Raw genomic sequence first — 19,501 nt, 5'->3', positions numbered from 1 at the left:
TATGGTGTTTATCATTTTATTTCCTGTCCACAGGCTAACTATTTTTATAGCTACTGTCATGTGCCTGATGGGTTTTTTTGCTAACTTCACAGTCAGATAAAAAAACAAAAAGGAAGCCGAAGCTTCCTTTTTTAAGACCTTAAAGACTCACTCTAACTTAGTGAGCGTTATTGCCTTCTTGCGCCATTTTTTCATCAATTTCAGCTGGATTTGCTAATGCATAGTTGAGCTTATCCATATCTAACTGACCAACCCATTTCGCCACAACTAAAGTAGCCAAAGAGTTACCGACCAGATTAGTCAAAGCACGCGCTTCAGACATGAAACGGTCAATACCTAGAATCAAGGCCAAGCCCGCAACAGGAATATTACCTACAGCTGCCAGAGTTGCCGCCATAACAATAAAGCCCGAACCGGTGACACCTGCTGCACCTTTAGAAGAAATTAACAATACTAGAAGCAAGGTAATCTGGTGAGATAAATCAAGCTGTGTATTGGTGGCTTGTGCAATAAAGATCGCTGCCATGGTCAGGTAAATTGACGTACCATCCAGGTTAAATGAATAACCTGTTGGGATCACCAGGCCAACCACTGATTTTTCAGCACCCGCAAGCTCCAGTTTCTTCAACATACGAGGCAGTACCGACTCAGAGGAGGACGTACCGAGTACAATCAGTAACTCTTCACGAATCAGGCGAATCATTTTCATGATGCTAAAACCTGTGAAACGTGCAATTGAACCCAAAACAATGAAAATAAACAGCAAACATGTGATATAGAAACAGATGATCAGTTGAGCCAACTGCGCCAGTGATCCAATCCCATATTTACCAATCGTGAATGCCATGGCACCAAATGCACCAATTGGAGCAAGTTTCATGATCATATTCACGATGTTAAAGAACACATGTGAAATCTGGTCAATCAGTTTAAGTACCGGCTTCCCTTGTGCACCCAATTTATGCAGCGCAAAACCGAACAGGATCGCGAATAAAAGCACTTGCAGGATTTCACCTTCAGCGAAAGCTCCCACTACCGTATTCGGAATAATATTCATCAGGAAATCAAGGGTAGACTGCGACTCGCCTGAAGTTACATACTTCGAGATTCCCGCAGTATCCAGACTGGCTGGATCAACGTTCATGCCAACACCTGGCTTTACGATGTTAATAACCAGCAGACCAATCACCAAAGCAATCGTTGAAACGATTTCAAAGTAAAGTAGAGCCACACCACCAGTTTTACCGACTGATTTCATGCTCTCCATGCCTGCGATACCACTGACCACAGTACAGAAAATTACAGGGGCGATGATCATTTTGATTAAACGGATAAATGCATCACCAAGTGGCTTTAGCTGCTCACCTAGACCCGGAACATATTGTTCTGCACCATTAATAATTTGTGTACCACTTGGCGAGAAATGTCCGACCAGGATACCCGCAATAATGGCTACAATCACTTGAAAATAAAGCGACTTATAAATTGGTTTTTTAGCCATAACCTTACTTCGCGATATACTTCTAAAAAGAAGCAATATTCAGTTTTTACTTATTTAAGAAAATAAGCGTCCAATACTTGATTGTCTGAAACAAAAAAGTGCCTATGTATCAAGAATTAATCTGATACTAAAAATAGAATGTGTATGTACGTTTAACAATCACAGCAACCCTGCTCTTCAAAAAGAAGTCAGTGCATTGATCAGGAGATGAAGCAAACACAAATAATCACGGGAAATTTTAACTGCTTTTTAGACTTTTGTTTAACCCGAAATGTTAATTTTGACTAAATAATAGGCAATATCCCTTATACTATAGTCTTATAAAACTATAATAATTCTGCAAAATAAGAAGGTGAAATACCAATATCAGCGTAAAATATGCCAATACTTGATGAATATGACTGATCTATCTGTATGAACACAAAGCGAAATATTTATAAAGATACCGAACATCCTTTTGCCCAGTTTATTCGTATTATTGGCAAGGGAAAAAATGGTGCACGCTCCTTAAGCTATGAAGAAGCTTATCAGGCTTTTAGCATGATCCTGAACAATCAAGTATTGGATGTACAGCTTGGTGCTTTTCTGATGTTATTACGGGTCAAGGAAGAATCCGTCGATGAATTAGCAGGTTTTGTTCAGGCAACCCGTGATCAGCTTAACTTCAAAGCACTGGAGGTCGATCTGGACTGGTCCTCTTATGCTGGAAAACGTAAACATTACCCATGGTTTATTCTGTCTGCCCTTACTCTGGCCAAGCAGGGCTATAAGATTGTCATGCACGGTGCTTCAGGCCATACCATGAACCGTGTTTACACCGAACAGGTGCTGACTTACTTAGGCTATCCAATCTGCCAGAATGATGTGGAAGTTGAGCAGCAGCTTGAAGAAAGACACTTCGCCTATCTACCTTTAGAGGTAATTTCTCCGATTCTGTCTGAGCTGATTGGACTGCGAAATGTCATGGGACTGCGCTCTCCAATTCACACGCTGGCACGCCTGATCAATCCATTTAATGCCAAAGCGACTTTACAGGCCATTTTCCATCCGGCTTATCGGAGTTCACATCAGCAATCGGCTTACCGCTTAGGTTATAAAAACAGTGCGGTGATTAAAGGTGAAGGCGGTGAATTTGAACGTAACCCTGATGCCAAAACCTTAATCTGCGGGATTAAAGATGGTGAGCTCTATGAGCATGAATTGCCGAAACTAACCGACAATCGCAGCCCGATTGAAGAAGAACTGGATTTATCTGTGTTTAAAGAAGTCTGGGAAGGCAAACATTCACATGAATATGGTGAAGTTGCAGTGATTGAAACTATGGGCATTGCCCTGTATACTATGGGCGAATGTGACAGCTATGAAGCAGCGATGCAAAAAGCCAAAGAATTCTGGGATAGCCGTCTTTCAGTTTGATGCCATTCATGCTTTATGACAGACATTAAAAAAGACCACATTGGTGGTCTTTTTTAATGTCTGGATTAGACAAAACGGATCGGCTTGAATTCCGGCTCATGCTGGTGATGATCATCATCACATTGTTCGCCTTCTTCTTTCGTACCACGGTCGATATAACCACTACGTTCAGTTTCTGGCAGGTTTTTCATTTCCCAGGCATATACCGCCTGCATGCAGGTCTGACGCTGTTCCTGAGTCAAAGCCACACCGTTTGGCCATTTGCCAATTTCAATGGCTGTTCTTAAGCGTTCTACAATCTCAGGATTGAGTACGGCAAGCATTTGTTCAATATTCATGGTTAATCCTGCTTAAAATAATCGAAGTCCTGATTCCAGCCCAGTTTGGTTCGGCATGCATTATAGAAGTCATAACCTGGCGGATGCAGAAGATGCAGTTTAAAGGGATGCTTACGAATATGGACGCTATCTCCAACATTCAAAGACACACTGTGTTGTCCATCCGCACTCACCATCGGCAGTACGCGATTTTCACGAATCAGTAATTTAATTTCACTATGCCCTCCAACCACAATCGGCCGTGAAGACAAGGTATGCGGATGCATCGGCACCAGCGCAATCGCATCCATACTCGGATGAACAATCGGCCCGCCTCCCGACAGCGCATAGGCGGTAGAACCAGTCGGTGTAGAGATAATCAGGCCATCACTATGCTGACGATAGACATATTGTCCATCAATATTCAGCTCAAAATCAATCATATGTACTGATTTTCCTGAATGTAAAACCACATCATTCAAGGCAATGGCATCATAAATGATTTCACCTTTAGAGCGAATTTCCACTTCCAGCAGGAAACGGCGCTCTGCCTGAAAGTCGCCTTTGAGCACCTGATCCAGCTTAAAGATCACTTCGGTCGGCTTGATATCTGTCAGAAAACCCAGACGACCACGGTTGACTCCAATTACAGGTGTATTGTATTTCACCAGTGCCCGAGCAGCGTGTAAGAGTGAGCCATCCCCACCCACCACAATTACCAGATCAACTACTTCGCCCAGCAAGGCCCGGCTGACAGTCTGGGTATTTTGATAAGGTACCAGTTCAGCTGTATCGGCATCAAAAACAGGATGTAGACCTAAATTGAGCAGATGATCATGAATCAGGCATAAGGTTTCAACCACTGAAGATTTATCCGGGCGTCCGATTAACCCGATATTTCGAAATGTCTTGTGGGAAATTTGCACCAGTGTCGTCGCTCCGCTTCGAATCCTGCTTATCATATCATTAAGCATGAATAGGATGACAATTTATAACATGATAAAGCCGTCTAGGATTTAATTTGAAATAGACTGAAATTAAGGAGAAAATGTGAAGTTTAATTTTAATTTTAATCTCAATATTTGATTAAATATTGCAAAATAACGAAAAGCTTCGCATGATTAGCACAATTTCACAGGGTCTTATTATCATTTATGAAATCTGAACGAGGTATGGGGTTAATTGCCTTAATCTTCTCCATTCTAGTCATTTCTGCATTTGTAGCATTTAGCATCTATTTGATTAGATTAGATAATATCGTGCGTGAAAAATTTGAAGGTCAACGCTGGGACATTCCAGCCAAGGTTTTCGCACGCCCGATGGAAGTGTATGTCAATGCCCCCGTCAGTCAGCAGGATTTCCAGCAAGAACTCAAATTATTAGGTTATAAAAATTCAGATAGTTATACCAAATCTGGCAGCTTTGTCAGCACTGGCAATACCCTGTATGTACATACCCGTGGCTTTGATTTTGGTGATCGGGTTGAACCTGAACAGGTATTAAAAGTCAGTTTTAGTGGCGATCAGATTGCTGAAGTAAGTGCGACCAAGCCTTCTTCTAGCGGCATTGCCCGTCTGGAACCTCTATTGATTGGCGGTATTTACCCGCAGCATAATGAAGACCGCGTGCTAATTAAACTTAACCGGGTTCCTAAGCCTTTAATTGACGCCTTAATTGCCACTGAAGACCGTAATTTTTACCATCATTATGGCGTATCTCCTCGCGGGATTGCGCGCGCAGTGGTCAGCAACATTACCGGCGGTAAACGTCAGGGCGGCTCAACTCTGACCCAGCAGCTAGTCAAAAATTTCTATTTAACCCCTGAACGTACTTTAAAGCGTAAGGTTAATGAAGCCTTTATGGCAATGCTGATTGAATTGCATTATGACAAAGATGAAATTCTGGAAGCCTATTTAAACGAAGTGAATCTGGGCCAAAATGGTAACTATTCCATTAATGGTTATGGTCTGGCCTCACAGTTCTATTTTGGCCTGCCGCTACGTGAACTGAATATTTCCCAACAGGCCTTTCTAGTAGGTCTGGTTCAGGGTCCAAGCCTGTATAACCCGTGGCGTAATCCGGAAATTGCCAAAAAACGTCGTGATGTGGTCCTACATAACATGCTGGTCATGGGGTATCTGACAGAGGATCAGTATGAAACAGAAAAAGCCCGCCCTCTTAATGTCATTTCAAAACCGACTTTAGGTCCAGCGCGTTTTCCGGATTTCCTGGATATCGTTCGCCGTCAGTTACGTACCGACTATCAGGAAACCGATTTAACCAATCAGGGTCTGCGAATATTTACCACTTTAGATCCTTTAGCCCAAACCCGAATTCAAGAAAGTTTTAAAGATACCGTGGCACGCTTAAGTAAATCCAATCCAGGACGCCTGAAAGATTTACAGGGTGCGGTATTGGTAGCACATCCGGAAAATGGAGAACTGGTAGCCGCTGTGGGTTCTACCCAAGATTTTACTGGCTTTAACCGTACAGTAGATGCCAAGCGTCAGGTCGGCTCGCTATTGAAACCGGTCATTTTTCTGACTGCACTGGAGTCTAATCGCTACAACTGGGCCAGTCCGATCGAAGACAGTGAAATCAGTATCAAGAGTGACGGAAAAACCTGGACACCCAAAAATTATAGCGGGCGCGGACATGGCATGGTGCCGATGATTCAGGCGCTCTCCCAATCCTATAACCTGTCGACCGTTCGTTTAGGTCAGGAATTTGGCCTGTCGACTTTTATTAATCATCTCAAACAATTTGGCGTGACTTCAAACATACCTTCCTATCCATCTATCTATCTGGGTGCAGTGGATATGTCGCCTATGGAAGTTATGAATATCTATGGGAATTTTGCTACAGGCGGCTTTAGATATCCAGTAAAAGCCATCCGTTCTGTGGTCGATGCCAATGGCCGATCTCTCGATCGTTATAGTCTGAGTGTACAACCAACCATTGATCCGGCTGCCGCTTATGCCCTGAATTATGGCTTGCAGCAGGTTATGGCGAGTGGTACAGGTCGTGCGGCGTATAGCAGCTTGCCACGGAGTCTGAATCTTGCCGGAAAATCCGGTACGACCAATGATAGTCGAGACTCATGGTTTGCTGGATATTCGGGAAATTATATGACTGTGGTCTGGCTGGGGCTGGATAACAATAAAGTCACTGGATTAACCGGTTCTTCAGGTGCTTTGCCGGTTTGGACCAATGTCATGAAACAGTTACGTCAGAAACCGGTGAACCTGCCACAGCCGAATGAAATACAATGGCACTGGCTGGATCGTTATACGGGTTTATTGTCTGCGCAAGGTTGTGAAGGTGCCATGTACATCCCAATTTCGCGGCATGCCCTGCCAAGTCAGGCAACTCCCTGCGGAATCTCGCATTATGCGACTGAGCCTTATGATATTAACTCAGAACCTCCAGCATCTGATGCAGAACAGGATGACATGAATCGCTATATACAAGAAAGTGAAACAGAAATAGAACGTGATCTTGAAAGCGAAACACGTATTATCGCCAGTGGAAGTTATAGCCAATAATTGAGTCCATGTATATGTTTAAAAAAATCCTCCCTGGTTTGCTCATCCTCAGTCTGGTGGGCTGCCAAACCATAGTAGAGCCTGAAAAGCCAGTAAGCCCTGCCAAGCCTGCAACGGAAAAGCCTAAAACACCTACACCAGACGGTGTAGTGATTACGCCTTATGAGCGTCCTGAGATCAAACGTCAGAAGATTGTAATTCCTGAGCAAAAGCAGAAAAGCCAAAAATTTGATGATGGCCGTAATTTGCCGGCATTCAAAAGTCTGATGCAGCAAACCCAGCAGGCATACAGCAAGCAGCAGTACGATCAAGCTGAAGCGTCTGCAACTCAGGCACAGCGACTGGCTCCTCAGGCATCCGAAACGTATTTGTATTTGGGCATGATTGCCAACCGTAAAAATCAGCCAGCACGTGCGGATGCCTTTGCCTTACGGGGCCTGAGTTATGCCCAATCCAGTGCCATGAAAAAGCAGCTCTGGCAAGTTCGTCTCAAATCTGCACAGCAGCAAAAAAATGCCAAAGCGATTCAGCAAGCCCAGCAGGCATTAAAAAAGCTTTAAAGTCATTTTTTATAGAATCTGACCTACCAAAAGAAAGCTTATGTTCAAATACAGCATTTACACATAACGAATGCCGGCAATGCCATAGGCATGCTGGCATTTTGCATCATGCAGGTCTTCCGTTCTTAATCCACCTAAAGCAAAAACCGGAATCTGTACCTGCTCTGCCATTTGTTTGAATCGCTCCCAGCCTAGCGCAGGAGTGTCCGGATGCGTCTCGGTCGCCAGTACCGGACTGAGGAGCGCAGCTTCACACCCGATCTGTTCTGCATGTATCAAAGCGCTCTGGTCGTGGCAAGCTGCCAAGTAACGATAACCAGTTTTAAGATCACTTAGGTTGAAGTCCATCAGTTGGGTTTGTTTTAGATGAATCGTGCGAATCGTCTGCTGCTGCAATTCATTCAAGTATGACCAAAGCTGCTGATTAACAATTAACTTGGAGAGTTGATCTACCGGACATTGTGCTAATTGCATGATCCGTTCAGACGTTGGGTCTACGCGCCAATACAGCATTTGGTCTGTATCCAGACTTGATAAGATATTCAGATCTTCAGAAATCTTGATCCGCTGCGGCCATTGCAGCTTTTGAATCATAAACTGATTGGCTTTCGGAAAATTCAACTGCCCAAGTTCTTCCCGGCTGTACCAGCGCCAGGGCTGTTTGATTTCAGCCAGTTGCGCAGGCTGTAATGAAGCGTGGAAAATATGCAAATTGACGATGATATCTTCATACTCATGGGAGATAAAATCAGAGGCATGCCAGCGTTCAATATCAATACCGACCTCTTCCATCACTTCGCGTCGGCAGGCTTCTACTGGTAATTCACCCTTTTCAACTTTTCCGCCTGGAAATTCATATTTATTGCCCTGATGCTGCTTGGCTTCACGCCAGCCGACTAGAACTTGATTTTGATAAAATAAAAGAGCAATTGCGACATGAATCGTAGCTTTAGTCATGATGTACAGAACCAGTAAAGTTTTACAGATTGTAAGCAAATTAGAGTTTTTTATAAATTGCTCAATATTTCGTTGACAGACCTATTCGATAATGATTATCATTTAAATCAATCCAAAACACACCACGGAGTCGACGGAATGAACGCCCCATTTAGCCTATTTACCCGTAACAATGATACTAACCATGCCTTGCCAATGCTGCACTCCAATAATCTGTTTGCACTGGGTCGTGAAATCCGGATCATGCATGCCGGCGAAGAATATCGTTTGCGTCTGACCCGTAACAACCGTCTTATTCTGACCAAATAATTAAATCAGTTCTAATAATAACAAACGTGGGAAGCAGCAGTATGAATCAGCGCATACTGCTTTTTTAGTTTGCCCATCATGAAATTTTACTTTCAGGCTTAAAACTCAATGACACTTTAAGTCCACCCAAGTCCGATGGCGCATAATCAAGTTTGGCTGCATGCAGTGCCATAATTTTCTGGCAAATCGATAAGCCTAAACCTGAACCCTGAGTGCGTGTTCCTAATACCCGATAAAAACGTTCACCCAAACGTTCCAGTACATCAGCAGCAATTCCCTCTCCTGAGTTTTCGATCAGTAACTGTGAATGCGGTGTTTTAACCATTCTAATCTCAACCCGTCCCTGTGACGGCGTATAACGAATGGCATTGTCGACCAGATTGCGAATACAGCTAAACATCAGCTCTGGATTCGCTTCAATAACGACATCTTCAAGGTTGAGATTCCAGTGAATGTCCTTTTCCTGTGCAAAAGGCTGCAAGGCCTGTAAAGCCTCCTGAACCAGATTTTTAAGATTGATCGCCTGCATAGGTAATTGCCCTGTTCGCTCCGGATCAAGTCGTGCCAGTAAAAGTAAGTTTTCCAGCACCTGCGTACCACGATTGACATCATTCTGGATCAACTGCAATGCCTGAGGGAGCTGTGTATCATCTTGATATTTACGTTTTAAAACCTGTAGACGCATTTGAATGGCAGACAGTGGCGAACGCAGCTCATGTGAAGCATCTGCAGTAAAACGCTGTTCGGCAGCCAATGATTTCTCCAGCCGGCCGAGCATAGCATTTAGCTGGCGTACAATCGGTTGCAGCTCAGTGATTTCAGGATCAGGCATTTTGATCGGACTGAGATCTTGGGCAGTTTTAGAACCAATGGCACGCGAAATCTTGTTTAATGGCCGCAACTGGCGTTTGACCGAGACCCTTAGAATCAGCCATTGCATGAGCCATAAAATAAATAAAATCCCGGCAAAACCGAGTGTGGTTTGCCAAAGCTCATTGAAGCGTACTGCAAACGGCTGTACGATTTTTACCTGTAAACCGTCCTCTTCTTCATTCAGGATACGGATAAAACGGCCATTTTCATAAGCAAACTGAAAACCATTCTTATGTGTCACGGGAATGGCATTAATTAGCTCATGATTAACAGAAGTGGTCAGTACCTGCTGATCAAGTAACAGAACATACTGGATATCAAACTCTTCGCTGAGCTCATCAACCTGGGTGTCTTTGGCTTGGGTGACATCACCGAGTAACAGCTCAGAAATCTGTTCCATTAATTCATCATGCAACTGATTGGCCTGATAACTGGCAATCCCCAATAACAACAGCCAGGCCAATACTCCAGCCAATATGGAACTGAACAGCGCATGTTTAATTAACCTAGTTTGCAAGGAAATTGGAGCCGACATGAGCTTAGGCCTCAGCTTTATGCATGCGATAGCCCAGACCGCGAATGGTTTTTATCATCTGACTGCCAATTTTTTTACGTAGCTGATAGATAAACACTTCAATGGCATTACTTTCAATTTCATCTCCCCAGGCATACAGCGATTCTTCCAGCTGCTCACGGGTGACAATATGTTCAGGCTGCTGCATCAACTTGTATAGAATCTGAAATTCCTTCGCAGTCAGATTGATCGCTTGTCCCGCTTTGGTCAGGGTTTTGGCCTGAGTGTCCAGACTGAGATCCTGCCAGTGCAGAATATGATTCGGTGTTTGCTGTTTCAGTCTGAGCTGGGCTCGTACCCGTGCGGAAAGCTCTTCCAGGCTAAAAGGCTTGACCAGATAATCATTAGCCCCCAAATCAAGGCCTTGAACCCGGTCGTTGATGCTGTCTTTGGCGGTGATAAAAATTACCGGGGTATCTCGCTGTTGGCTACGCAAACTTTTTAGAATATCGTCACCTGTTGCATTCGGCAGACCACGATCCAGCAAAATACAATCGTACTGATGCTGCTCAATCGCCAGAATAGCATGATCACCACGCTCAACCCGATCAACTACATAACCATCCATTTCCAGCCAGGTTTGGATACTTTCTGCCTGAGACTGATCATCCTCTGCCAAAAGAATACGCATGCTGTGCTCCCTCTGCTTATTTATTCTATCTTGCCCTGAAAAAGCACCAGACTCAAAAAAGCCACATGCTTTTTGGTAACTTGCATGTGGCTTTTTGTTGCTGTGTTCAGATTAATTTTGGTAACTTAGTCGAGATTAAAAGCGAACCTGTTCAACATCAATTTCAACACGTTTTGCCGGTTTATAGTCAATATCAATTTCACCTGTAATCACTACCGGGGTTTTGGCTGAAATCGGTTTACCTTGCCAAAGTTCATCATCAATTTCAACAGTTATAGTACCTGTGCTGTCACGGAACTGGTATTTTTCATCCCCGACTGCTTTTACGATATAACCTTTGAGCTGGACTTTGCTGTCATCTTTCATCGCAAGTGCCTGTTTGACCGTAGTCGATTTGGCAAAAGCGGCCTGATTCACAACTGTTTCGCTACTTGCTACTGCAGCAGTTGCAATAGAACCCATCAATGCAGCTGCCAAAACTGTATTTATCATCATTTTCATCGCAATCACCTCTTTTAAAGTTCTGCCCTTGTTTCGATGATGCTATTAAAACAGCCAAAGATGAATTGAATCTTAAGATTGCCTCATTTTTAAAATTAATTTAAGGGTACCACTCTCAGGACTTCTTCAAGCGTAGTGACACCTTCCAGAATCTTGCGCGCGCCGGCAATTCTGAGCGGCTCTACCCCTTCTTTTTTGGCCTGCTGACGCAGCTCGTTCAGGTTAGCATCGGCACCAATCAACTGTTTGGTGGTCAGACTCAGCGGCATAAACTCATAAATCCCGATACGGCCTTTATAGCCGGTATGCCGGCATTCTTCACAGCCTACCGCCTTAAAGACAAATTCTGGCCGAGGTAAAGGATAATCCGTGGCTAGATGTTGCCACTCCTGCTCGTTCAGGAAACTTTCCTGTTTGCAGTGTGGACACAGCTGACGTACCAGACGCTGGGCCAAAACCCCAAGTATAGTCGCGGCCGTCAGAAAAGGTTGCACCCCCAGATCATGCAGACGGGTCAGACTCGACGGTGCATCATTGGTATGTAAAGTCGATAGAACCAGGTGACCGGTCAATGCCGCCTGAATCGCCATATTGGCAGTATCCTGATCACGGATCTCCCCGACCATGATAATGTCCGGATCTTGACGCATCAGCGCACGCACGCCATCAGCAAAACCGAGATCAATACCATTATTGACCTGCATCTGGTTAAAGCTGGGTTCCAGCATCTCGATCGGATCTTCAATGGTACAAACGTTAACCTGTTCCGTCGCCAGCTGCTTCAGGGTTGAATAAAGCGTAGTAGTTTTACCGGAACCGGTCGGGCCCGTTACCAGAATAATGCCATGACTGTGGCTGGTCAGATTGTTCCAGTCGTTGAGCAGATGACCTTCAAAACCGAGTTGCTGAAAGCTTCTGACCAGTACTTCCGGATCGAAAATACGCATTACCAGTTTTTCACCAAAGGCCGTCGGCAAGGTCGATAAACGTAGTTCAGTTTCCTGTCCTTTCGGCGTGCGGGTTTTTAGTCGGCCATCCTGCGGTTTACGTTTTTCTGCCACATTCATCCGGCCCAGAATCTTGATCCGGGAAATGACCGCGGTCAGGGTATTGGCCGGCATGTTGTAAATCGTATGCAGTACGCCATCAATCCGGAAACGGATCTTGCCCGTATCTTTACGCGGTTCCATGTGAATATCACTGGCGCCCTGCTCAAAGGCAAATTGCAGCACCCAGTCCACCAGTTTGACAATATGCTGGTCATTGGCGTCCGGATTCTGGGAATCGCCCAGTTGCAGCAAGGCTTCGACGCCCTTATTTTCCCGGTCATAGGCAGAGGATTTCTGCGATCCACTCACTGCACGGCTGACCTGATAATACTCAACCATATAACGCTGGAGCTGTTCCGGATTAAGCAGTACCCGTTCAATTTTCTTCGGTGCAATATTCTGCTGAAGATTCGACATCCATTCAGTTTTATAAGGCTGATCTGTAGCGATCAGAACTTTGTCTGCCTGAATTTCTACTGCCAGAATACGGTTACGTAATGCATATTCCTGTGACATGACATTGGTCAATGCCTGCACATCAGCTTTGAGTGGATCAATGATATAGAACATCAAGCCGGTTTTTTCTGCCAGCCATTGACATAAACGGTTCAGGGTGAGTGTCGTTTGAGGATGGGATTGATCGACCAGATGAAAATTGGCGATCCACTGCAAAGGATGCCATTTTAATTGTTCACGTTGCCGATGCGTCGTCTGTACCAGCATTCGGTCGCGTTCACTGATTTTACCGTCTTTAAAAAGTTGCTCTAAACACCAGGCTGTATCAATTTCAAAGTCAAATTTCATTATTATCAGTCCCCAAACTTGACTCCACTATAACAACTTTTTGCAGTTTTTCGCAGGCTCTATCTACACTGGCCGATCCACTATGTTCCTATTTCTTCATGCAATGCCAAAACCATCACATTGTTTCGGAACATAACCATTTCCTGCTTGTTTAAGCTGGAGTTTATCTTCTATATTTTAACCAGTCCGTCTTAAATCGCTGAGGCCGAATATGGATTTTAGCGCAGTGCCCCTTAATAGCATCAGCTCTTTCCAGGACCTTATAACCCTCTTGGCTGCCGCACTTGGCTGTGGCCTGCTTATAGGCCTGGAACGAGAACGTCATAAACAGCGCGAAAGCCACCCCAGTTTTGCAGGATTACGCTCCTTTGCGCTCAGTGCTCTGCTGGGCGCACTCTGTTTTTTATTCGGCATGGTCATCGGGCTGGCTGGTGCGCTTATTATTGGAGGGATAGTCATTTTTTCCCTTCGTAATCAGCCTGAAGACCCGGGCATTACTACAGAACTCGCCTTCCTCATGACTTATTTTATAGGGGCAATGTGTCTTTGGAATATTCCGCTGTCTGCGGGACTGGCCGTCTTGTTAACCATTATTTTGATGGCCAAGCACTCCATGCATGATTTTGCGGGAAAATGGATTAAAGAGGCTGAATTCAGGGATGGACTGTTACTACTTGCACTTATACTGATCGGTTTGCCGCTTACCCCTGACCGTCCATTATGGGGAGAAGTTCTTAACCCCTATGTTATCTTGAAATTACTGACCCTGATTTTAGTCGTGCAAGCTTTAGCCCATATTGCGAAACGTTTTTTATCCACTAAAAATGCCCTGATGCTCTCTTCACTGGCCTCAGGCTTTGTTTCCAGTACTGCGACCATTGCCCAATTAGGCCTGCAGGTACGCAAAGGTGAAATGGATGCGCAGCCAAATGCCGGGGCTGCACTGATGTCATGTGTCTCTACCCTGGTCTTGCTGCTTATTGTCGTTGGAGGTGTGTCTTGGGCCTGGCTTAAACTCTTGCTCCTTCCTTCCGTTGTGGGCATGGTTATTCTGGTCGCCTGCGCATTTCTATTATTGCGCAAGGCCAAACCGGTCCAAGAGCTCGAATCTGCGGACAGCCCGATGTTCAGCCTAAAAGAAGCTGTCATTATTGCAGTGACTTTAACCCTGATTCAGGCCGGAATTTATGCGCTGGAATTGTGGCTTGGCAATGCCGGCTTATTGGCCGGCACCTTGCTTGCTTCATTATTTGAGGTTCATGCCGCAATGGCAGGTGTGGTGATTCAGGGAGATCCTTCCAACACCCATCTTATTTATGCCCTATTATTAGGTCTGGGTGCCCATGCAGTGGCCAAATCAGTAAATGCTGCCCTGACTGGTGGATTTAAATTTGCCCTGTATTTTGCCCCAGTCCAGCTTATTCAAATGGCAGTATTGATTGGACTAGTGTGGTGGAGTCTATAAATCAGGAGGGAGCGTGATGAATAGCAGTAATTATCACTTGCTGAGTATGAACTTTGAAATGGGTATCTACCGTAGCAAACTTCATCCCATAAATCCGTTCCTTATCATCCTGATAGGCTGGCCTTGGATCTAGAGATAAAACCGCTTCCAGCTCCTGAATACCCTGTGGTGAGATTTTCCCGCATTTCAGTAAATGCAGTTTTTGCTGCTCCGCCTCTTCACTCCAGATGACGGCTTTACGCTCAGGCTCATCCTGCGCATAACCACTTTGCGCTTCAACAATCGCATCCGAATATTGAATATAAGGTTTGATATCTACAATGGGTGTGCCATCGAGTAAGTCACTCCCTGTGACATATACCCGGACATGCTTGCCCACCTTACTAACTTCTTTGAGTTTAACGACTGAAAGGCCAATTGGTGAGGGACGATACATACTGCGCGTAGCAAATACGCCTATTTTCTTGTTGCCGCCCAAACGTGGCGGACGAACCTGTGGACGAAACTGGCTGCTCTCGTGTTGGTTTTTATTGTCATGAAATTGCCAGACTAACCAGAGATGGCTGAATTCTTCAATTCCCTCAAAGGCGAGCAGATCATTATAGGGTCCGGCCATTTCAATATAACTTTCGACCTGAACCAGATTGGGCTGGCGCGGGATACCAAATTTTTCTTTGTAGGGAGAACGCATATAGCCAATAATCGGTAGCGTCAGTTCAGTCATCATCACTTTTTTTGATAAGCTCAATTAAATATATTCAGTTTATCGAGAATGAATTTAGATTAGAATAGCAAGCTGTTCTAATTTGATAACTTATTGAGACCTTTAATGGCTGCTTTTAACGTCGAAAAGATTACTCACGTCCACCACTGGAATGATACTTTATTCTCTTTTAAAACGACTCGTGATCCTGCTTTGCGTTTTAAAAACGGTCAGTTTGTAATGATCGGCCTTGAAGTCAATGGCAAGCCGTTAATGCGCGCATACTCAATTGCAAGCGCCAACTACGAAGAAGAGTTAGAGTTTTTCTCAATTAAAGTGCCTGATGGTCCACTGACTTCGATTTTACAGAAAGTTAAAGTCGGCGATGAGATTTTGATTTCCAAAAAACCGACAGGCACATTGGTACTGGATGACCTGAATCCAGGCAAAAACCTGTATCTTCTTTCTTCAGGTACAGGACTTGCGCCATTTTTGTCCACTATTCGCGATCCTGAAACTTACGAACGTTTTGAAAAAATTATCGTGGTTCACGGTACGCGTTTTATTTCAGAACTGGCTTATCAAGATTTAATCCTGAATGAAGTGCCAAATCATGAGTTCTTCTCGGAACTTGGCGCAAAAGAAAAACTGATCTATTACCCAACCGTAACTCGTGAAGAATATCCAAATCAAGGTCGGGTCACGACTGCGATTGAAACCGGTGAACTGTTTGAAAAAATCGGTCTGCCACGTTTCAATCCGGAAACTGACCGTGCCATGTTATGTGGTAGCCCAGCCTTCCTTGACGATGTTGCTGCACTTCTTGATCAACATGGCCTGAAAGAATCTCCACGTATGGGCGTTCTAGGCGACTACGTGATTGAACGTGCGTTCGTTGAAAAATAAGATTCAATGTCATTAAAAAACCGGGCATTAAAGTCCGGTTTTTTATTGTCTTAAATTTGAACCTGCTTCGAAGATGTTCGCTCTATGAATGCCTGCTTAACCACTTGGTATCCGGCCGTCAACCCCAAGCCTGCCATAATTATCGCCACAATAATATCTGGCAACATACTACCCGTCCCAAACACCCCGACAGCCGCCAAAATCACGGCAGCATTTCCGATCGCATCATTTCGGCTACAGAGCCAGACCGATTTCATATTGGCATCCCCATCTCGAAAAGCATATAAAATTACTGCTGTAATCACGTTAGCAATTAAGGCCAGCACACCAATAACTCCCATAGTCAGCGCTTCAGGCGGTATACCTTGTATAAAAGCGTAGATGACTTTTCCGATCACCACCAAGCCAAATACAGCCATGGTCAATCCTTTAATCAGGGCAACTGTTGCGCGCCAATACAGGCTTGCCCCTAATACAGCCAGTGAAATCCCATAATTTACTGCATCTCCAAAAAAATCTAGCGCATCTGCCCATAATGCGGATGAATGCGCATAAGCACCACCCACTAGTTCTACAATGAACAAGGTCAAATTAATGAATAATGCAATCCATAAGGCGGTTCTGAATTTGCTATTGGGCGTGGATGGTGCAGGTTCATGACTACAACTACAAGCCATATGATTCTCCGAGGATTTTCTATATAAAATACGCTATAGTCATTAGAAACTATGGAGTAACTCCAAGGTCAAGCCTGAGGTGTTTATGTCACATTATCTCATTTCAGAAATCGCGACTAAGACCGGTTTAAGTACCGACAGCATTCGCTTTTACGAGAAAAAAGGTTTGATACAGCCGAATTTTCGAGCAAGTAATCAGTATCGTTATTATGCTGAAGAAGCCTTGAAACGTTTAATTTTTATCAAACGTTGCCGTACCCTAGGCATGTCTTTAAAAGAAATCGAACATCTGATTAAACTGGAGCAGAACCCTGAACAGGACTGCTGTGAAGTCAATCAGATGATTGATCGGCATCTTCTGGAAATTTCAAATAAAATTAAAGAATTACAAATATTTGAGCAACAGCTGATGCTGCTTCGTGACAGCTGCAATACGCCCACCACAATCGATCATTGCCAGATTTTAAAAACTTTAGAATCGCTTGAAAATACATAAAACTTTCTGGAATTCTTAACTTTATGAGTGCTTCATTTTTAACTTGAAATTTAGTTGAATTACTCCAATTCCGAGTTATTTACTAGGTTGAATCCTGATTTTAGATGGTTAGAATAAAGCCGTACTTTTTTTATGTCTTTCAATTTGATCATGAGCATTTCTCACGTTACCGAACTTCTCTCACCTGCAGGCTCATTAAAAAATATGCGCTATGCCTTTGCTTATGGTGCAGACGCAGTCTATGCAGGCCAGCCGCGTTATAGCCTGCGGGTTCGTAATAATGAATTTGACCATGAAAATCTCGCGATTGGTATTAAAGAAGCCCATGAATTAGGCAAAAAATTCTACGTGGTCGTCAATATTCAGCCACATAACTCCAAGCTGAAAAATTTCATTCGTGACTTAGCTCCTGTGGTTGACATGCAGCCGGATGCACTGATCATGTCCGATCCCGGTCTGATTATGCTGGTCCGTGAACATTTCCCGCATATGGATATTCACCTGTCGGTACAGGCCAATGCCGTGAACTGGGCAACCGTCAAATTCTGGAAGAACATGGGATTGACCCGTGTCATTCTGTCACGTGAACTGTCGATTGAAGAAATTGCAGAAATCAAACAGCAAGTGCCGGATATGGAGATTGAAGTCTTTGTTCATGGCGCACTGTGCATGGCCTATTCTGGCCGTTGCATGCTGTCTGGCTATATGAACAAACGTGATGCCAATCAGGGTGCCTGCACCAATGCCTGCCGTTGGGAATATAAAGTGCTGGATGCCAAGGAAGATGAAACCGGTGATGTGATTCCAGTGAAAAATCTGGATTCAGGCTGCTGCTCCAAAGATGCCGACGAAGCACATATGCAGGCACAACACCAATTCAACGAGCCAGTGCTGTTACAGCGCAATGAAGAAGACATGTTTGCCGCAGAAGAAGATGAACACGGCACTTATTTCATGAATTCCAAAGATCTGCGCGCGGTTCAGCATGTCGAACGTCTTACCAAAATTGGTGTACATTCCTTAAAAATTGAAGGCCGGACCAAGTCCTATTTCTACTGTGCGCGTACTGCCCAGATTTATCGTAAAGCAATTGATGATGCCCTTGCTGGTAAGCCGTTTGATCCATCCTTGATGACCCAGCTTGAAGGTCTGGCGAATCGTGGTTATACCGAAGGTTTCCTGCGCCGTCATGTGCATAGCGAATATCAAAACTATGAGAATGGTTCATCCAGTTTCGATCATCAGCAGTTCTGTGGTGAAGTGTTAGAACGTAATGGAGACTACATCAAGATTGATGTGAAAAACCGTTTTGTCCTCGGTGATTCACTGGAACTGATGACGACTAGAGGCAATATCACCTTTACTTTAACGGAAATGAAAGACAAAAAAGGTAATCTGATTGAAGATGCCAAAGGCTCAGGTCATATCGTCGAGATTCCGGCCCCAGCAGATGTAGATATGCAATATGCCCTGCTCATCCGTAATCTGCCAAGTTCGAGTGCGGATATTTCGGCATCTTCACTGGCTTATCAGGCGGGTTAAATATGGCACTGCTGATTACCGACAAATGCATCAATTGCGATATGTGTTTACCGGAATGCCCGAATGAAGCGATTTACGAGGGTGAAAAGTTCTATGAAATTGACGTAAAACGTTGTACGGAATGCGTCGGTTTTTATGAACATCAGACCTGTGTAGATGTCTGCCCGATTGAATGCATTATTCCTCATCCGGAGCATCGTGAAACACAGGAACAATTACTGGAGAAGTTTAAGAGCTTGAAGCTGTTTGAAGCTTAAACAAAAAGTAAAACAATTGATTTATTCGTGATTCTAAAAACAACCTTGGGGAAAGCAGAAAAATAAGGGTTGAAAACAAAAAAAGTGTGGAGAAAAGGAACGGCTAAAAGCGATTGGGGACGCTTTTGGCTGATCTAACAAGAAGTAAAAAAAGGAACTCTGGTGTTAGCATCCTGAGTTCCTATAAAGCGAAAATAATAATAACTCTTTGAGATAAAGCACCTGGAATTTGGGGATTCCAGGTGCTCTTTTTTTACTGTCCTGAACGGATGATGTAATCAAATGCAGACAGCGAGGCTTTCGCACCTTCACCAGTCGCAATGATGATCTGCTTGTATGGCACGGTGGTACAGTCACCTGCAGCAAATACACCTTTCACATTGGTTTCGTTGCGCTCGTTAATCACAATCTCGCCACG

The 19,501-nt window shown here is 44.2% G+C and carries 20 protein-coding genes; 9 read left to right on the top strand and 11 right to left on the bottom strand.

Annotated elements, in window-relative coordinates; all coding sequences use genetic code 11:
* Positions 1-157: 157 nt before the first annotated feature.
* Positions 158-1,501: a dicarboxylate/amino acid:cation symporter gene (locus H9629_RS10105; RefSeq protein WP_064096617.1), complete on the bottom strand. Its 1,344-nt coding sequence runs from the start codon at positions 1,499-1,501 to the stop codon at positions 158-160.
* Positions 1,502-1,915: 414 nt separating this feature from the next.
* Here H9629_RS10105 and H9629_RS10100 point away from each other — a divergent pair, with 414 nt between their 5' ends.
* Positions 1,916-2,917 carry a glycosyl transferase family protein gene (locus H9629_RS10100; RefSeq protein WP_064096616.1) on the top strand — a complete coding sequence of 334 codons (1,002 nt, stop codon included), beginning with the start codon at positions 1,916-1,918 and terminating at the stop codon, positions 2,915-2,917.
* A gap of 65 nt (positions 2,918-2,982) precedes the next feature.
* On the opposite strand, the gene H9629_RS10095 is transcribed toward H9629_RS10100, so the two are convergent.
* On the bottom strand, positions 2,983-3,255 hold the full coding sequence (locus H9629_RS10095) for a YeaC family protein (protein ID WP_064096615.1): 273 nt from the start codon (positions 3,253-3,255) through the stop codon (positions 2,983-2,985).
* Between the two features lie 2 nt (positions 3,256-3,257).
* Positions 3,258-4,196, bottom strand: a complete 939-nt coding sequence (locus tag H9629_RS10090; protein WP_064096675.1) for an NAD(+) kinase — start codon at positions 4,194-4,196, stop codon at positions 3,258-3,260.
* Between the two features lie 192 nt (positions 4,197-4,388).
* On the opposite strand from H9629_RS10090, the gene mrcB reads away from it, so the two are divergent.
* Positions 4,389-6,779, top strand: coding sequence for a penicillin-binding protein 1B (mrcB, locus tag H9629_RS10085; protein WP_064096614.1), 2,391 nt, complete (start codon positions 4,389-4,391; stop codon positions 6,777-6,779).
* Positions 6,780-6,793: 14 nt separating this feature from the next.
* The gene (locus H9629_RS10080; protein ID WP_064101837.1) at positions 6,794-7,339 is read left to right on the top strand and encodes a tetratricopeptide repeat protein; all 546 of its coding nucleotides are present in this window, start codon (positions 6,794-6,796) and stop codon (positions 7,337-7,339) included.
* Between the two features lie 57 nt (positions 7,340-7,396).
* Here H9629_RS10080 and H9629_RS10075 read toward each other — a convergent pair whose 3' ends face one another.
* Positions 7,397-8,296: an NUDIX domain-containing protein gene (locus tag H9629_RS10075; protein ID WP_191731025.1), complete on the bottom strand. Its 900-nt coding sequence runs from the start codon at positions 8,294-8,296 to the stop codon at positions 7,397-7,399.
* 138 nt (positions 8,297-8,434) lie between these two features.
* Between H9629_RS10075 and hemP the strand changes: the two genes are divergently transcribed.
* Positions 8,435-8,605: a hemin uptake protein HemP gene (gene hemP, locus H9629_RS10070; RefSeq protein WP_191731024.1), complete on the top strand. Its 171-nt coding sequence runs from the start codon at positions 8,435-8,437 to the stop codon at positions 8,603-8,605.
* A gap of 76 nt (positions 8,606-8,681) precedes the next feature.
* Here hemP and H9629_RS10065 read toward each other — a convergent pair whose 3' ends face one another.
* The 4 genes from H9629_RS10065 to H9629_RS10050 form a co-directional block, all read right to left on the bottom strand.
* Complete coding sequence (locus H9629_RS10065; RefSeq protein ID WP_191731023.1) at positions 8,682-10,013, bottom strand: ATP-binding protein; 1,332 nt, start codon at positions 10,011-10,013, stop codon at positions 8,682-8,684.
* A 4-nt stretch (positions 10,014-10,017) separates the two neighbouring features.
* Positions 10,018-10,683 (bottom strand): response regulator transcription factor, encoded by a 666-nt coding sequence (locus H9629_RS10060; RefSeq protein WP_064096610.1) that lies wholly within the window; start codon positions 10,681-10,683, stop codon positions 10,018-10,020.
* Positions 10,684-10,818: 135 nt separating this feature from the next.
* Positions 10,819-11,184: a NirD/YgiW/YdeI family stress tolerance protein gene (locus tag H9629_RS10055; RefSeq protein WP_064096609.1), complete on the bottom strand. Its 366-nt coding sequence runs from the start codon at positions 11,182-11,184 to the stop codon at positions 10,819-10,821.
* Between the two features lie 95 nt (positions 11,185-11,279).
* Positions 11,280-13,037, bottom strand: a complete 1,758-nt coding sequence (locus H9629_RS10050; protein ID WP_191731022.1) for a GspE/PulE family protein — start codon at positions 13,035-13,037, stop codon at positions 11,280-11,282.
* A 211-nt stretch (positions 13,038-13,248) separates the two neighbouring features.
* On the opposite strand from H9629_RS10050, the gene H9629_RS10045 reads away from it, so the two are divergent.
* A complete protein-coding gene (locus H9629_RS10045) occupies positions 13,249-14,502 on the top strand; it encodes an MgtC/SapB family protein (protein WP_191731021.1) in 1,254 nt (417 codons plus the stop codon).
* Position 14,503: 1 nt separating this feature from the next.
* On the opposite strand, the gene tsaA is transcribed toward H9629_RS10045, so the two are convergent.
* A complete protein-coding gene (tsaA, locus tag H9629_RS10040) occupies positions 14,504-15,226 on the bottom strand; it encodes a tRNA (N6-threonylcarbamoyladenosine(37)-N6)-methyltransferase TrmO (RefSeq protein WP_064096674.1) in 723 nt (240 codons plus the stop codon).
* 105 nt (positions 15,227-15,331) lie between these two features.
* Here tsaA and H9629_RS10035 point away from each other — a divergent pair, with 105 nt between their 5' ends.
* Positions 15,332-16,111: a ferredoxin--NADP reductase gene (locus tag H9629_RS10035; protein WP_064096606.1), complete on the top strand. Its 780-nt coding sequence runs from the start codon at positions 15,332-15,334 to the stop codon at positions 16,109-16,111.
* A 50-nt stretch (positions 16,112-16,161) separates the two neighbouring features.
* Here H9629_RS10035 and H9629_RS10030 read toward each other — a convergent pair whose 3' ends face one another.
* Positions 16,162-16,788 (bottom strand): cation transporter, encoded by a 627-nt coding sequence (locus H9629_RS10030; RefSeq protein WP_064096605.1) that lies wholly within the window; start codon positions 16,786-16,788, stop codon positions 16,162-16,164.
* An 85-nt stretch (positions 16,789-16,873) separates the two neighbouring features.
* Between H9629_RS10030 and H9629_RS10025 the strand changes: the two genes are divergently transcribed.
* From H9629_RS10025 to H9629_RS10015, 3 genes are all read left to right on the top strand, one after another.
* Positions 16,874-17,284, top strand: a complete 411-nt coding sequence (locus H9629_RS10025; protein ID WP_064096604.1) for a Cd(II)/Pb(II)-responsive transcriptional regulator — start codon at positions 16,874-16,876, stop codon at positions 17,282-17,284.
* A gap of 132 nt (positions 17,285-17,416) precedes the next feature.
* The gene (gene trhP, locus H9629_RS10020) at positions 17,417-18,826 is read left to right on the top strand and encodes a prephenate-dependent tRNA uridine(34) hydroxylase TrhP (protein ID WP_064096603.1); all 1,410 of its coding nucleotides are present in this window, start codon (positions 17,417-17,419) and stop codon (positions 18,824-18,826) included.
* Positions 18,827-18,828: 2 nt separating this feature from the next.
* The gene (locus H9629_RS10015) at positions 18,829-19,083 is read left to right on the top strand and encodes a YfhL family 4Fe-4S dicluster ferredoxin (RefSeq protein WP_064096602.1); all 255 of its coding nucleotides are present in this window, start codon (positions 18,829-18,831) and stop codon (positions 19,081-19,083) included.
* A 253-nt stretch (positions 19,084-19,336) separates the two neighbouring features.
* Here H9629_RS10015 and H9629_RS10010 read toward each other — a convergent pair.
* The coding region (locus H9629_RS10010) for an FAD-dependent oxidoreductase (protein WP_191731020.1) at positions 19,337-19,501 on the bottom strand (165 nt) is incomplete at its 5' end.

The sequence above is a fragment of the Acinetobacter pecorum genome (assembly GCF_014837015.1).
Lineage (GTDB): Bacteria > Pseudomonadota > Gammaproteobacteria > Pseudomonadales > Moraxellaceae > Acinetobacter > Acinetobacter pecorum.
Note: the sequence above shows the minus strand (reverse complement) of the source record. Positions and strands in the feature narration are given on the sequence as shown.

What these genes read in the sequence shown, in the direction of transcription:
- H9629_RS10105 (WP_064096617.1), bottom strand. Translation starts at nt 1,501, where the DNA reads ATGGCTAAAAAACCAATTTATAAGTCGCTTTATTTTCAAGTGATTGTA.
- H9629_RS10100 (WP_064096616.1), top strand. Translation starts at nt 1,916, where the DNA reads ATGAACACAAAGCGAAATATTTATAAAGATACCGAACATCCTTTTGCC.
- H9629_RS10095 (WP_064096615.1), bottom strand. Translation starts at nt 3,255, where the DNA reads ATGAATATTGAACAAATGCTTGCCGTACTCAATCCTGAGATTGTAGAA.
- H9629_RS10090 (WP_064096675.1), bottom strand. Translation starts at nt 4,196, where the DNA reads ATGATAAGCAGGATTCGAAGCGGAGCGACGACACTGGTGCAAATTTCC.
- mrcB (WP_064096614.1), top strand. Translation starts at nt 4,389, where the DNA reads ATGAAATCTGAACGAGGTATGGGGTTAATTGCCTTAATCTTCTCCATT.
- H9629_RS10080 (WP_064101837.1), top strand. Translation starts at nt 6,794, where the DNA reads ATGTTTAAAAAAATCCTCCCTGGTTTGCTCATCCTCAGTCTGGTGGGC.
- H9629_RS10075 (WP_191731025.1), bottom strand. Translation starts at nt 8,296, where the DNA reads ATGACTAAAGCTACGATTCATGTCGCAATTGCTCTTTTATTTTATCAA.
- hemP (WP_191731024.1), top strand. Translation starts at nt 8,435, where the DNA reads ATGAACGCCCCATTTAGCCTATTTACCCGTAACAATGATACTAACCAT.
- H9629_RS10065 (WP_191731023.1), bottom strand. Translation starts at nt 10,013, where the DNA reads ATGTCGGCTCCAATTTCCTTGCAAACTAGGTTAATTAAACATGCGCTG.
- H9629_RS10060 (WP_064096610.1), bottom strand. Translation starts at nt 10,683, where the DNA reads ATGCGTATTCTTTTGGCAGAGGATGATCAGTCTCAGGCAGAAAGTATC.
- H9629_RS10055 (WP_064096609.1), bottom strand. Translation starts at nt 11,184, where the DNA reads ATGAAAATGATGATAAATACAGTTTTGGCAGCTGCATTGATGGGTTCT.
- H9629_RS10050 (WP_191731022.1), bottom strand. Translation starts at nt 13,037, where the DNA reads ATGAAATTTGACTTTGAAATTGATACAGCCTGGTGTTTAGAGCAACTT.
- H9629_RS10045 (WP_191731021.1), top strand. Translation starts at nt 13,249, where the DNA reads ATGGATTTTAGCGCAGTGCCCCTTAATAGCATCAGCTCTTTCCAGGAC.
- tsaA (WP_064096674.1), bottom strand. Translation starts at nt 15,226, where the DNA reads ATGACTGAACTGACGCTACCGATTATTGGCTATATGCGTTCTCCCTAC.
- H9629_RS10035 (WP_064096606.1), top strand. Translation starts at nt 15,332, where the DNA reads ATGGCTGCTTTTAACGTCGAAAAGATTACTCACGTCCACCACTGGAAT.
- H9629_RS10030 (WP_064096605.1), bottom strand. Translation starts at nt 16,788, where the DNA reads ATGGCTTGTAGTTGTAGTCATGAACCTGCACCATCCACGCCCAATAGC.
- H9629_RS10025 (WP_064096604.1), top strand. Translation starts at nt 16,874, where the DNA reads ATGTCACATTATCTCATTTCAGAAATCGCGACTAAGACCGGTTTAAGT.
- trhP (WP_064096603.1), top strand. Translation starts at nt 17,417, where the DNA reads ATGTCTTTCAATTTGATCATGAGCATTTCTCACGTTACCGAACTTCTC.
- H9629_RS10015 (WP_064096602.1), top strand. Translation starts at nt 18,829, where the DNA reads ATGGCACTGCTGATTACCGACAAATGCATCAATTGCGATATGTGTTTA.